The sequence below is a fragment of the Acinetobacter sp. WY4 genome, from assembly GCF_018438165.1.
GTDB lineage: Bacteria > Pseudomonadota > Gammaproteobacteria > Pseudomonadales > Moraxellaceae > Acinetobacter.
The window spans coordinates 2,546,554-2,559,262 of record NZ_CP053947.1; the positions used below are offsets into that span (position 1 = coordinate 2,546,554).

9 protein-coding genes, 2 tRNA genes and 3 rRNA genes are annotated in these 12,709 nt (G+C 44.4%); 11 read left to right on the forward strand and 3 right to left on the reverse strand.

Translation table 11 applies throughout. From position 1 onward, the window contains the following. Window positions 1-25: 25 nt before the first annotated feature. The 3 genes from G4D73_RS11955 (at window position 26) to G4D73_RS11965 (ending at window position 983) form a co-directional block, all read left to right on the forward strand. Window positions 26-304 (forward strand): DUF2789 family protein, encoded by a 279-nt coding sequence (locus G4D73_RS11955; protein ID WP_213686840.1) that lies wholly within the window; start codon window positions 26-28, stop codon window positions 302-304. A 51-nt stretch (window positions 305-355) separates the two neighbouring features. Further along, window positions 356-610: a DUF2789 family protein gene (locus G4D73_RS11960; RefSeq protein ID WP_004645105.1), complete on the forward strand. Its 255-nt coding sequence runs from the start codon at window positions 356-358 to the stop codon at window positions 608-610. Between the two features lie 115 nt (window positions 611-725). Then, the gene (locus tag G4D73_RS11965) at window positions 726-983 is read left to right on the forward strand and encodes a DUF2789 family protein (RefSeq protein ID WP_004645106.1); all 258 of its coding nucleotides are present in this window, start codon (window positions 726-728) and stop codon (window positions 981-983) included. Between the two features lie 90 nt (window positions 984-1,073). Here the strand turns inward: G4D73_RS11965 and G4D73_RS11970 are convergent, their stop codons facing one another. Together G4D73_RS11970 and G4D73_RS11975 are read right to left on the reverse strand one after the other, a co-directional pair. Next, entirely contained in the window at window positions 1,074-1,601 is a 528-nt protein-coding gene (locus G4D73_RS11970; protein WP_004281425.1) for a hypothetical protein, read from the reverse strand. A gap of 70 nt (window positions 1,602-1,671) precedes the next feature. Next, on the reverse strand, window positions 1,672-2,274 hold the full coding sequence (locus G4D73_RS11975; RefSeq protein WP_004281424.1) for a 2OG-Fe(II) oxygenase: 603 nt from the start codon (window positions 2,272-2,274) through the stop codon (window positions 1,672-1,674). A gap of 117 nt (window positions 2,275-2,391) precedes the next feature. Here G4D73_RS11975 and G4D73_RS11980 point away from each other — a divergent pair, with 117 nt between their 5' ends. The 8 genes from G4D73_RS11980 (at window position 2,392) to rrf (ending at window position 11,083) form a co-directional block, all read left to right on the forward strand. Further along, window positions 2,392-3,249 carry a 23S rRNA (adenine(2030)-N(6))-methyltransferase RlmJ gene (locus G4D73_RS11980; RefSeq protein ID WP_213686841.1) on the forward strand — a complete coding sequence of 286 codons (858 nt, stop codon included), beginning with the start codon at window positions 2,392-2,394 and terminating at the stop codon, window positions 3,247-3,249. Window positions 3,250-3,287: 38 nt separating this feature from the next. Beyond that, window positions 3,288-4,109 (forward strand): CDP-diacylglycerol--serine O-phosphatidyltransferase, encoded by an 822-nt coding sequence (gene pssA, locus G4D73_RS11985; protein WP_005108642.1) that lies wholly within the window; start codon window positions 3,288-3,290, stop codon window positions 4,107-4,109. Window positions 4,110-4,127: 18 nt separating this feature from the next. Further along, window positions 4,128-5,204 carry a DUF6670 family protein gene (locus tag G4D73_RS11990; protein WP_213686842.1) on the forward strand — a complete coding sequence of 359 codons (1,077 nt, stop codon included), beginning with the start codon at window positions 4,128-4,130 and terminating at the stop codon, window positions 5,202-5,204. A 442-nt stretch (window positions 5,205-5,646) separates the two neighbouring features. Then, window positions 5,647-7,184: ribosomal RNA gene (locus tag G4D73_RS11995) — 16S ribosomal RNA — on the forward strand. Between the two features lie 60 nt (window positions 7,185-7,244). After that, window positions 7,245-7,321 (forward strand) — tRNA-Ile (locus tag G4D73_RS12000). A gap of 71 nt (window positions 7,322-7,392) precedes the next feature. Then, window positions 7,393-7,468: transfer RNA gene (locus G4D73_RS12005), tRNA-Ala, on the forward strand. 404 nt (window positions 7,469-7,872) lie between these two features. Beyond that, window positions 7,873-10,766 (forward strand): 23S ribosomal RNA (locus tag G4D73_RS12010). 202 nt (window positions 10,767-10,968) lie between these two features. Further along, window positions 10,969-11,083, forward strand: a 5S ribosomal RNA gene (gene rrf / locus G4D73_RS12015). The 16S, 23S and 5S rRNA genes sit together here with 2 tRNA genes alongside, the layout of an rRNA operon. Before the next feature lie 153 nt (window positions 11,084-11,236). Here rrf and G4D73_RS12020 read toward each other — a convergent pair. Then, window positions 11,237-12,619 (reverse strand): dihydrolipoyl dehydrogenase, encoded by a 1,383-nt coding sequence (locus G4D73_RS12020; RefSeq protein ID WP_213686843.1) that lies wholly within the window; start codon window positions 12,617-12,619, stop codon window positions 11,237-11,239. Between the last annotated feature and the right edge of the window lie 90 nt (window positions 12,620-12,709).

Sequence of the window (12,709 nt, forward strand, 5' to 3'; positions counted from 1 at the left end):
TATAGATAAAAAGATAGAGGTTCAGATGTTAGAGCAACGCGCCACCTTCGAACTTTTCTTTGAACAATTGGGTCTGGATTCGAGTCCGGAAGCGATTGACGAGTTTATTAGCACGCATCAAATTGGTATGGATGTGCCACTGCATAAAGCTCCTTTTTGGAGCAAATCACAGCATGACTTTCTGATCAGTCACTGGAAGAAAGATGATGACTGGGCCATTTTTGTCGATGTATTGAATGAACAATTACATATTGAGGCAGAGGGTTCAGGTACCTGTGACATACCGAGCCATAAATCAACCTAAGAATTCGAATCTCAACACGCTCATAATTTAACACTACGATGGAGTCTATTTATGCTTACGGAACAACAGTTAACTTTAGAATTATTATTTGAACAATTGGGTTTGCCTTCTGATGAAGCCTCAATTAATCAATTTACCCATACCCATCAATTGCCATCTGAAGTCGCATTGCCAGATGCCGAATTCTGGAGTGAGGGACAAAGTGCCTTCCTGCGTGAACATTGGCACCAAGATGATGAATGGATTGTCATTATTGACAAGTTAAATCAGCTTTTACATGTGGAAAGCGACAAACAAAGCGTTTAAATGCATTCATACAAAAAGAAACAACAAACCTAGTCAAAGGACTAGGTTTTTTTTGTCTTATCTTATAAGTTAGATCTATAAATAATTACAATTTATCTGATATAAGGAGGGCGCGATGCTCGCAAAGAACCAACCATCCTTAGAGCTCTTGTTTTCTCAGCTCGGTCTCGCCAATAGTCCTGCGGCTATTGAATTGTATGTACGCACTCATCAACTGCCAGCAGGGCTGTCCTTGCACGATGCGCCGTTCTGGAATAAAGCTCAGCGCTCTTTATTGATCAGCCATCTGGTACAAGATGATGACTGGGCAATTTGGGTTGATGAACTGAATCAGCAACTGCACATGGACGCTTATAGACGTCAGCCTGCCTGATCATTTTTCCTGAGCCTTTCTAATATTTAGAATAAGACGATATAACTTGCATTAAAAAACGCCTCATCTGAGGCGTTTTTGTTCTTTGGCTTAATGCATTTTGCTTTTTAATATTTTGTTAAACCATTCGTGCTGACGATAATCATTAAATGCATGATGCTGCTGTAATAATTCCAGCTCAAATTCGGCAGTGGTGGTGTACTTACCTAACCAGTGGCGGGTCAGGGCCGGCTCATTTTTACTGGCACTGGCATAGGCCAGAAAGAAATAAATGTCCCCATGTTCATAACTGGCCATTGGCTTTAAAATTTGCTGAGTAATCAGGGCGAAATGGTGCTCTTTGGTCAATTCAAAAAACATCATATAAGCCTTGGCCAGATGCAAAGATAGGTTGATATACATGCGCAGCGGCATTTCTTCAAATTCTACCCGGCCTTGTTCCAGCAACACTACGGCTTCTTGCAGGAAATGTCGCTGTTCCTGACGCAGTTCACTTAAAGTCACCAGCTGTAAACGAAGATCAGCACGTTCAAGCGTTAATTCCGGCGTATTGCCTTTTAAATACAATTGGTCAGTTTCACCCAGACGTTGAATAATCTGTTTGGTCGTTAATCGCATCAACGCAATCCTCATTTCTCAATAATGGCTATATGAGGTTAAAAATTAAAATTTAAAGCGGCAGCGTGTCTTAGAGTAGTGAGGTATCACTTCTTAGCCAGGCGGTAATGGATAGGCGTTGCTGTTTAGAGATTAAAACTTCATGTAATAAATCGCTCTGGAACAGCGCCATTCGGTTCGGTTTTGGCTGGATAATATGCCACTGGCCATGTTTGTCCTGCAGGCGTAGTTCACCGCCCCAGTCCGTCTGCCATTGTCCATGTAAATAATACACACTGGAAATCATCCGGCCATTTTTATCTTGAGGATTGTCGCGGTGCAGGGTATAGAACTCACCCGCGTGATAGCAAGCGAAATGTGCTTCGACATCTTTGATGCCTAAATAAAACGCGCGGTTTAAAATTTGGGAAAATTGTTGAAGTGTTTGGATGTGTAGGTGGGAAATTTGAAATTCAGGTTGTAACCAAAGAATATGATCACTACGGATGTTGTTAACTACACCATTTTGAATGGCTGCATTACGAAATTCGTTTAAGTGGCTTAAGCATTCTTGACTCACTGCATGTTGATATTCGCTAGAGTAAGCATCGTCAACAATACTAAAGCCATGTTGATCTAAATCATCTAAGATTTGATCAACATTCCAATCCCCTGGGATGATAACTGCTTCCATTTTTTCAATTCTCGATAGTGTGGTAAAAAAAGGTCCGCTATTTTAGTTCAATAATCGTTTCTGAACGAAATAGTTTTTCATGTTAAAATAGCAATTGATCTTAGGAATAATTGAAACATGAATTACCGTCACTCTTACCACGCAGGCAACTTTGCCGATGTCATGAAGCACGTTTTATTGCTTCAGTTGTTGACTCGACTGAATGCAAAAGACAAACCTTATCGCTATGTAGATACACATGGTGGTGCAGGTAAATATGATTTGTCGACTGCCGAAGCGCAAAAATCAGGTGAGTTTTTAAACGGTATTCATCGTCTTATTAAGCTGGATGATTCGATCAAGCGTAATGCACCTGAAGGCGTACAACAATACTTGAAAATTGTTGAAAACATGCGTGAAAACTTTGGTAAGGGTGCTTATCCGGGTTCGCCGTGGTTTGCGCTAGAAGGCATGCGTGAAATTGATAAAGCGACCATGTTTGAAATGCAGCGTGATGTATTCCAGCAACTTCGTCATAATATTTTTGACAAGCGTGCCGGTTTGCATGAGCGTGATGCATACGAAGGTCTGTTGGCAGTCATTCCGCCAAAAGAAAAACGTGGTCTGGTGATGATCGATCCGCCATATGAACTGGAACGTAAAGATTTCCCGCAGTTGGTCGAACTACTGGTTGCTGCGTATAAGAAATGGCCGACAGGTGTATTTGCCGTTTGGTATCCAATTAAAGACCGTGCCATGATTGAACGTTTTGAGAAGAAAATGTTTAAGACCGGTATCCGCCGTCAACTGGTGTGTGAAGTCTGTGTATGGCCGGATGATACCCCAGTAGGCCTGAACGGTTGTGGTTTGCTGGTGATTAACCCACCTTGGAAATTCTCTGAAGATGCTGATGAAGCACTACAGTGGTTATTCCCGCATCTTCGCATGAGTGAAAACGGTGGTCACGCTGCAGTTCGTTGGTTAGTGGGCGAATAATTTTTTCAAAGATCAGGTCATAGCTAGGATCGTCAAGAATGACAAATATAAGCAAACCGGAACGCGACTCTTCAACTGAAGTGCCTTTTGATGGCATCACCTTTGAGGTAGAAGAAGAGGAGCATACTCAGGAAGGGCAAAAAGTTAAGCGTCGAGGCATCTATCTATGGCCGAACCTGATTACAACGGCAGCGTTGTTGTCAGGTTTCTACTCGATTATTGCCAGTATGAATGGTGATTTTCAGCAAGCTATTTATGCGATTTTTATTGCGGCATTACTGGATGGACTGGATGGACGTGTGGCACGTGCTATTGGTGCACAAAGTCCGTTCGGTGAACAATTTGACTCGCTTTCTGACATGCTGGCTTTTGGCGTAGCTCCCGCTATTTTGATGTATAGCTGGGGCTTGAGTGATTTGGGCCGTATTGGTCTGGCGGCTTGTTTTGTTTATACCGCATGTGCTGCGTTCCGTCTGGCACGCTTCAATGTACAGATTGGTGTGGTCGACAAACGTTATTTTATTGGTGTCGCAAGTCCTCTGGCTGCCATCATGATTGTGTCACTGGTCTGGGTCGGTCTGGATTTTCCAGAAATCTTTGATATTCGTGAACCTTCTCTTCAGGTCATTAATGCAGTGGTCATCATTGCGGTAGGCTTGTTGATGATTTCCAATATCAAATACTATTCATTTAAAACTGTAGAACGTAAACGGGTTCCATTTTTTGTCCTACCAATTGCCGTATTCGTCTTTGCAGCGATGACTTATAATATTCCTGTCGGCATTCTGGTCATTTCTATTCTCTATGCCTTGTCTGGTTTTGTAACCACCTTTATGGCAAAAAGATCGAGTACATTATAAAAATATAAGGAGTCTGAGATGCGGTTTCTTCAAGATTTTTTAGATCGTTCGAAACAGCTAAATCAGACTCCTGCTGTTTCGCGCTATCCCGCCTATCATGGTCCTACCTCAAAATATAAAATTATTCATCAAGGTTTGATGATCCCCGGGCTTCCGGCACCGCTCTATTATTTAAACTTTATGAGTATTATCGGGCAACCCAATGCACCCATGCTGTCAAACCCGAGCGCAATCGAAACCACAGCCTTAGATACCGCCACCGTGATTTGCAGTTCGAGTCCGCATATGGTGGGGCAATTACATCACTACTCGGTCAAGCAGGACTGTCATTTTAAATCGGGTCTGTTTCAGTTTCTGGATCGGGAGCAATTGAGCGGAAGTTTTCCAAATTTTCGTTTGCAGCGTTCTGACTCGGAACTCAGTTTTGATTTAAATATTCAAACCACTCAACTGATTTCTCATTTTACCCAAATGCGGTTTTCCTTGGCAGATCACTGGTCTTTGCTATGTCATTGTCAGGGAACGGTGAACTATAAAGCGCAGCAATATACGATTGATGGTCTGGGAAGCTTTGAATACGCGCGGAGTTTTAACTTTCCTTATCTACCTTTGGCCTTCCTGACTTATCAAATTGTTAATCTCAGTGAAAACAGGCAACTGTTGTTGGCGCAGATTCGGGATGGTTTTAATCGTATTGTTCAGTCGCGGATATATCTCCGTGATTTAAAAAACATGCGGACCCAAATGTTCGATCGAAAAGTTTATTTTAAAGTTCATCGTGTTTATCCGTGTGTCACGACACCCAATCGGCAAAGTATGTATTTGCCGCGCGAATTTGAATGGTGTTATGAAAATGCAGACGGTACTTGTATCTGGGTACAAGGTCAAAGTCGTGGAGATTTTAAATTTGGCCTGGCAGCGGGCTATGTAGGAAGTTTTAGTTATCAAGTGAAAATAAATGAAGAAACTGAAAATGGGGAAGGGGGTTATTGTGAATACATAGATTGCCGGCCTTTACGCTTTCAAGAACAGAATAAAACTGAAAAAAGATTAAGTCATTTATCCAATTCAGTCCCTTTAATGCTCAAGAAATGAAGAAAAGCGCGATTTTTGTAGAATAAATAAACAATCGTGATGATTTTGCTGAATTATTTAAAAATAGGGGTTGTATTGGGTTGGGAATCCTGTAGAATGCACATCCATCGGCGGTGATGAAGATTAAAACTTCTGATAAAACAGTGACTTAGTTGAGATTGATTGAGTTGGGTTTTATTTGATAAGTTTGAAAAATAGTTTTCATTACTGGTTGACTTTCTAGAGATAGAGAGTAATATAGCCGACCTAGCTTGCTGGTGACGAATCAGCAAGAAGATCATTAAGAGATTATGAAGAACAACTTGTGTGGATTTTTACTGATTGATTGATCGAAATTATTTTCATTGATTGATGGTAGAAATTACTCGAAGTTTATTTGAGAAATATTTGTCAGAAAATTGATGAGCCAAGATTGGCACCCTTTAAGGTGCTACATAGTATTAAACTGAAGAGTTTGATCATGGCTCAGATTGAACGCTGGCGGCAGGCTTAACACATGCAAGTCGAGCGGGGAAAGGTAGCTTGCTACCTGACCTAGCGGCGGACGGGTGAGTAATGCTTAGGAATCTGCCTATTAGTGGGGGACAACATCTCGAAAGGGATGCTAATACCGCATACGTCCTACGGGAGAAAGCAGGGGACCTTCGGGCCTTGCGCTAATAGATGAGCCTAAGTCGGATTAGCTAGTTGGTGGGGTAAAGGCCTACCAAGGCGACGATCTGTAGCGGGTCTGAGAGGATGATCCGCCACACTGGGACTGAGACACGGCCCAGACTCCTACGGGAGGCAGCAGTGGGGAATATTGGACAATGGAGGCAACTCTGATCCAGCCATGCCGCGTGTGTGAAGAAGGCCTTTTGGTTGTAAAGCACTTTAAGCGAGGAGGAGGCTTACCTGGTTAATACCTGGGATAAGTGGACGTTACTCGCAGAATAAGCACCGGCTAACTCTGTGCCAGCAGCCGCGGTAATACAGAGGGTGCAAGCGTTAATCGGATTTACTGGGCGTAAAGCGCGCGTAGGTGGCCAATTAAGTCAAATGTGAAATCCCCGAGCTTAACTTGGGAATTGCATTCGATACTGGTTGGCTAGAGTATGGGAGAGGATGGTAGAATTCCAGGTGTAGCGGTGAAATGCGTAGAGATCTGGAGGAATACCGATGGCGAAGGCAGCCATCTGGCCTAATACTGACACTGAGGTGCGAAAGCATGGGGAGCAAACAGGATTAGATACCCTGGTAGTCCATGCCGTAAACGATGTCTACTAGCCGTTGGGGCCTTTGAGGCTTTAGTGGCGCAGCTAACGCGATAAGTAGACCGCCTGGGGAGTACGGTCGCAAGACTAAAACTCAAATGAATTGACGGGGGCCCGCACAAGCGGTGGAGCATGTGGTTTAATTCGATGCAACGCGAAGAACCTTACCTGGTCTTGACATAGTAAGAACTTTCCAGAGATGGATTGGTGCCTTCGGGAACTTACATACAGGTGCTGCATGGCTGTCGTCAGCTCGTGTCGTGAGATGTTGGGTTAAGTCCCGCAACGAGCGCAACCCTTTTCCTTATTTGCCAGCGGGTTAAGCCGGGAACTTTAAGGATACTGCCAGTGACAAACTGGAGGAAGGCGGGGACGACGTCAAGTCATCATGGCCCTTACGACCAGGGCTACACACGTGCTACAATGGTCGGTACAAAGGGTTGCTACCACGCGAGTGGATGCTAATCTCAAAAAGCCGATCGTAGTCCGGATTGGAGTCTGCAACTCGACTCCATGAAGTCGGAATCGCTAGTAATCGCGGATCAGAATGCCGCGGTGAATACGTTCCCGGGCCTTGTACACACCGCCCGTCACACCATGGGAGTTTGTTGCACCAGAAGTAGGTAGTCTAACCTTAGGGGGGACGCTTACCACGGTGTGGCAGATGACTGGGGTGAAGTCGTAACAAGGTAGCCGTAGGGGAACCTGCGGCTGGATCACCTCCTTAACGAAAGATTGACGATTGGTAAGAATCCACAACAAGTTGTTCTTCATACGATGTATCTGAGGGTCTGTAGCTCAGTTGGTTAGAGCACACGCTTGATAAGCGTGGGGTCACAAGTTCAAGTCTTGTCAGACCCACCAAATCTGACTAACGAAGCATGAAAGTGCTGAAGCAAACAGAACAGAACGATACATTGACTTATTGATAAGCTGGGGACTTAGCTTAGTTGGTAGAGCGCCTGCTTTGCACGCAGGAGGTCAGGAGTTCGACTCTCCTAGTCTCCACCATCACTTACATTGATCTTGAAATGATCAAGCAAACGTAAGATGAGCTAAGAAACATACAAACAGCTAGATAGCTTATAGAGCTTAGTAAGAAAGAGGCGTATGATTCGCTTCGTTGTTATTAACCTCTGTGATTTATCACAGTTTCCTGACCTGACGAAGGCTGGAAAAATCATTAACAGAATATATTTGAGTTGAAATAATTTGTTCAAACTCGTTTCAAGTAGGCAACTACAAGAAATGAGTTCTAGCGAAATTAACTGAATCAAGCGTTTTGGTATATGAATCTAATTGAAGCTGTACTGTAGTTAAATCTACGAAACGCCAACTGTATGAGCGTGATGAGAGATCATCACAATCTGTTGCTTATCCCACTTGTAAGGATAAACGACTGTTTGGGGTTGTATAGTCAAGTAATTAAGTGCATGTGGTGGATGCCTTGGCAGTCAGAGGCGATGAAAGACGTGATAGCCTGCGAAAAGCTCCGGGGAGGCGGCAAATATCCTGTGATCCGGAGATGTCTGAATGGGGAAACCCACTTACCATAAGGTAGGTATTGCAACATGAATACATATGTTGCAAGGCGAACGAGGGGAAGTGAAACATCTCAGTACCCTTAGGAAAAGAAATCAATTGAGATTCCCTCAGTAGCGGCGAGCGAAAGGGGAAGAGCCCATTAAGTCATATAAGTTCTAGTGGAACGCTCTGGGAAGTGCGACCGTAGACGGTGATAGTCCTGTACACGAAAGGGCTTATATGATGATGTCGAGTAGGGCGAGGCACGTGAAACCTTGTCTGAATATGGGGGGACCATCCTCCAAGGCTAAATACTCCTGACTGACCGATAGTGAACCAGTACCGTGAGGGAAAGGCGAAAAGAACCCCTGTGAGGGGAGTGAAATAGATCCTGAAACCGCATGCATACAAGCAGTGGGAGCCGGCTTAGTCCGGTGACTGCGTACCTTTTGTATAATGGGTCAGCGACTTATATTCAGTAGCAAGGTTAACCGCATAGGGGAGCCGTAGGGAAACCGAGTCTTAATAGGGCGTTTAGTTGCTGGGTATAGACCCGAAACCAGGTGATCTATCCATGAGCAGGTTGAAGGTTGGGTAACACTAACTGGAGGACCGAACCCACTGTCGTTGAAAAGCCAGGGGATGACTTGTGGATAGGGGTGAAAGGCTAATCAAACTTGGTGATAGCTGGTTCTCCCCGAAAGCTATTTAGGTAGCGCCTCGGACGAATACCATTGGGGGTAGAGCACTGTTTCGGCTAGGGGGTCATCCCGACTTACCAAACCGATGCAAACTCCGAATACCAATGAGTACTATCCGGGAGACAGACTGCGGGTGCTAACGTCCGTAGTCAAGAGGAAAACAATCCAGACCGCCAGCTAAGGCCCCAAAATTATAGTTAAGTGGGAAACGATGTGGGAAGGCATAGACAGCTAGGAGGTTGGCTTAGAAGCAGCCACCCTTTAAAGAAAGCGTAATAGCTCACTAGTCGAGTCGGCCTGCGCGGAAGATGTAACGGGGCTAAAACTATATGCCGAAGCTGCGGATGCATAATTTATTATGCGTGGTAGGGGAGCGTTCTGTAAGCCGATGAAGGTGGATTGAGAAGTCTGCTGGAGGTATCAGAAGTGCGAATGCTGACGTGAGTAACGACAATGCGAGTGAAAAACTCGCACGCTGAAAGACCAAGGGTTCCAGTCCAACGTTAATCGGGGCTGGGTGAGTCGACCCCTAAGGCGAGGCCGAGAGGCGTAGTCGATGGGAAATTGGTTAATATTCCAATACTTCTGTGTAATGCGATGAGAGGACGGAGAAGGTTAAGTCAGCCTGGCGTTGGTTGTCCAGGTGGAAGGTTGTAGGCATGTATCTTAGGCAAATCCGGGGTACTCTATGCTGAGAACTGATAGCAAGCTGTACTTGTACAGTGAAGTGGCTGATACCATGCTTCCAGGAAAAGTCTCTAAGCTTCAGTTACACAGGAATCGTACCCGAAACCGACACAGGTGGTCAGGTCGAGTAGACCAAAGCGCTTGAGAGAACTCTGCTGAAGGAACTAGGCAAAATGGTACCGTAACTTCGGGAGAAGGTACGCTGTTGTCTGTGATAGGACTTGCTCCTTGAGCGGCCGACAGCCTCAGAAACCAGGCCCCTGCAACTGTTTATTAAAAACATAGCACTCTGCAAACACGAAAGTGGACGTATAGGGTGTGATGCCTGCCCGGTGCTGGAAGGTTAATTGATGGGGTTAGCGTAAGCGAAGCTCTTGATCGAAGCCCCAGTAAACGGCGGCCGTAACTATAACGGTCCTAAGGTAGCGAAATTCCTTGTCGGGTAAGTTCCGACCTGCACGAATGGCATAATGATGGGGGCGCTGTCTCCAGCAGAGACTCAGTGAAATCGAATTCGCCGTGAAGATGCGGTGTACCCGCGGCTAGACGGAAAGACCCCGTGAACCTTTACTGCAGCTTGACATTGAACTTTGATCTTACTTGTGTAGGATAGGTGGGAGGCTTTGAAGTCGCGACGCTAGTTGCGATGGAGCCGTCCTTGAAATACCACCCTGGTAATATTGAGGTTCTAACTCTGTCCCGTTATCCGGGACGAGGACCATGTCTGGTGGGTAGTTTGACTGGGGCGGTCTCCTCCTAAAGAGTAACGGAGGAGTACGAAGGTGCGCTCAGCGTGGTCGGAAATCACGCGTAGAGTATAAAGGCAAAAGCGCGCTTAACTGCGAGACCCACAAGTCGAGCAGGTACGAAAGTAGGTCTTAGTGATCCGGTGGTTCTGTATGGAAGGGCCATCGCTCAACGGATAAAAGGTACTCTGGGGATAACAGGCTGATACCGCCCAAGAGTTCATATCGACGGCGGTGTTTGGCACCTCGATGTCGGCTCATCTCATCCTGGGGCTGAAGCAGGTCCCAAGGGTATGGCTGTTCGCCATTTAAAGAGGTACGCGAGCTGGGTTTAGAACGTCGTGAGACAGTTCGGTCCCTATCTACCGTGGGCGTTGGAAATTTGAGAGGATCTGCTCCTAGTACGAGAGGACCAGAGTGGACGAACCTCTGGTGTACCGGTTGTCACGCCAGTGGCATCGCCGGGTAGCTATGTTCGGAAGGGATAACCGCTGAAAGCATCTAAGCGGGAAGCCTACCTCAAGATAAGATTTCCCCGAGACTTTATGTCTCCTAAAGAGCCGTTGAAGACTACGACGTTGATAGGTTGGATGTGGAAGCATAGTGATATGTGAAGCTGACCAATACTAATTGCTCGTGAGGCTTGACTATACAACACCCAAACAGTTGTATATAAAGCATCAATTGATTTCATATTGATCTAACGATCAGACGAAGCCTTGATTTAGTTAAGCTAAACGAACAAACTACTGCAACTCAGATACATCTGTTAATGCATTCTATTTGAAGAAAGCTAGGCAAACGAAGCGCAAGCAACGTAGATAAGACCATAGCGAGTAAGCATACCAGTTGTGCTGGCGACCATAGCAAGAGTGAACCACCTGATCCCTTCCCGAACTCAGAAGTGAAACCTCTTAGCGCTGATGGTAGTGTGGGGTTACCCATGTGAGAGTAAGTCATCGCCAGCTCATTATTCCAAAATCCCCCTCCGCCAAGGCAGAGGGGGATTTTTTTATGTGGAATAATTGTCTTATATATCATATATAAATTTAACATCAACATTGCTCAATATTAGACTAGAGCAAGAACCAATTTTAAAGCGTAATAGGTTTATAGTTCCTTTATAGCAATGCATCCAATTGACGTCGAGCATGTTTAAATGCAGTTCTGAGTCCTTCTTCCAAAGTTGGATGATAAAAAGGTTTCTTTAAGATCTGATAAATATCCTGGTCAGCATCAATCATCCAGGCTAATAAATGGGCCAGATGTTCTGCCTGTGAACAGAAGAGTTCTGCACCAAGTAATTTACCTGAGTTTTTATCAATATAAACTTCTACTCCGCCTGTGTTTTCCGCTAGGACTAGCGCACGTCCTTGGTTTTCGTAAGAGACGAATCCCCGAATAAAGTTGACTTGTTGATCTTCTAGTTGCTTAAAGCTTTTTCCGACAATCGCCATTTCAGGATGACAAAATACAATAGCTAATGGTGTTAAAGCAGTAATAGGTTTTACATTCGGATAATTCACACAGTTATGAACTACCTGTTTGCCGGCATGCGCGGCTTCATGTTGAATGGGTGCATCAGGCGCAGCATCACCGACTATAAATATAGGTAGATTCGCAAGTTGTTTGGTTTTTTTATCGATAGGAAGGTTTTTGATGTCCTTGAATATTGAATTGAGTTGATCTAGACCTAAACGATCTATATTGCTTTGCCGACCTGTAGCACCTAAGACATATTCAACTTCAATACTCTTAGTCTGATCATTTTCTGTAAAGTTAATCTTTATTTTATCAGCTTGGATCTCAATCTCATCTGGTAAGGTTTTAAATTTGATATTGAGCTCTTTGCTGAATTGCTCTTGCGCCAGTTTTTGTAAGATTGGGCTAGTTAAAGCACCTACTTTTTGACTACGCGCAAACATTGTGGTTTGTACACCCAGGCGTTGCATGGCTTGAGCTAATTCAATTGCAATGATGCCACTCCCGATCACTGCTAAAGACTTAGGTAATTGGGAAAATTCAAATATTTCATTGGAAGTGATGAATTTGTCTTTTAATTTTTGCTTTAGAGTTTCATCAATATTGGGGCGTGAGCCTACAGCAACAATAAAGCTTTTGGCCTGATAAGATTGTCCATTGACTTCAACTGTATGCGCATCAATAAACTTTGCATGCCCAGAAACTTTATGTGAAGTTTCCCATTGATCTACGCCTTTTAAGGTTGCGCGAATGAAACGTTCTCTAAGGATATGCATACGTTGCATGACACCAGAAGTATCTACTACAGCATCATATTGTAAAGCGAGGTTGTTTGCGGATTGAATGTCATGCATACGATTTGCAGATGAGATCAGCAGTTTACTTGGCATACAGCCCACACGTGCACAGGTGGTATCCCATGGGCCATCATTAATAATTAAAATATTCTGGGTGTGTTTAATGGCTTTATTATAAGCACTGATTCCTGCAGTGCCTGCGCCAATGATGATGAGGTCGTGCATAAACTGCCTCCCAAGTCTCAAAAACTAAATATTTATATGTAAGATTTACAATGTTTCTGATGTAAATTATGTAACTAGATTGCTTATTTT

What these genes read in the sequence shown, in the direction of transcription:
- G4D73_RS11955 (WP_213686840.1), top strand. Translation starts at nt 26, where the DNA reads ATGTTAGAGCAACGCGCCACCTTCGAACTTTTCTTTGAACAATTGGGT.
- G4D73_RS11960 (WP_004645105.1), top strand. Translation starts at nt 356, where the DNA reads ATGCTTACGGAACAACAGTTAACTTTAGAATTATTATTTGAACAATTG.
- G4D73_RS11965 (WP_004645106.1), top strand. Translation starts at nt 726, where the DNA reads ATGCTCGCAAAGAACCAACCATCCTTAGAGCTCTTGTTTTCTCAGCTC.
- G4D73_RS11970 (WP_004281425.1), bottom strand. Translation starts at nt 1,601, where the DNA reads ATGCGATTAACGACCAAACAGATTATTCAACGTCTGGGTGAAACTGAC.
- G4D73_RS11975 (WP_004281424.1), bottom strand. Translation starts at nt 2,274, where the DNA reads ATGGAAGCAGTTATCATCCCAGGGGATTGGAATGTTGATCAAATCTTA.
- G4D73_RS11980 (WP_213686841.1), top strand. Translation starts at nt 2,392, where the DNA reads ATGAATTACCGTCACTCTTACCACGCAGGCAACTTTGCCGATGTCATG.
- pssA (WP_005108642.1), top strand. Translation starts at nt 3,288, where the DNA reads ATGACAAATATAAGCAAACCGGAACGCGACTCTTCAACTGAAGTGCCT.
- G4D73_RS11990 (WP_213686842.1), top strand. Translation starts at nt 4,128, where the DNA reads ATGCGGTTTCTTCAAGATTTTTTAGATCGTTCGAAACAGCTAAATCAG.
- G4D73_RS12020 (WP_213686843.1), bottom strand. Translation starts at nt 12,619, where the DNA reads ATGCACGACCTCATCATCATTGGCGCAGGCACTGCAGGAATCAGTGCT.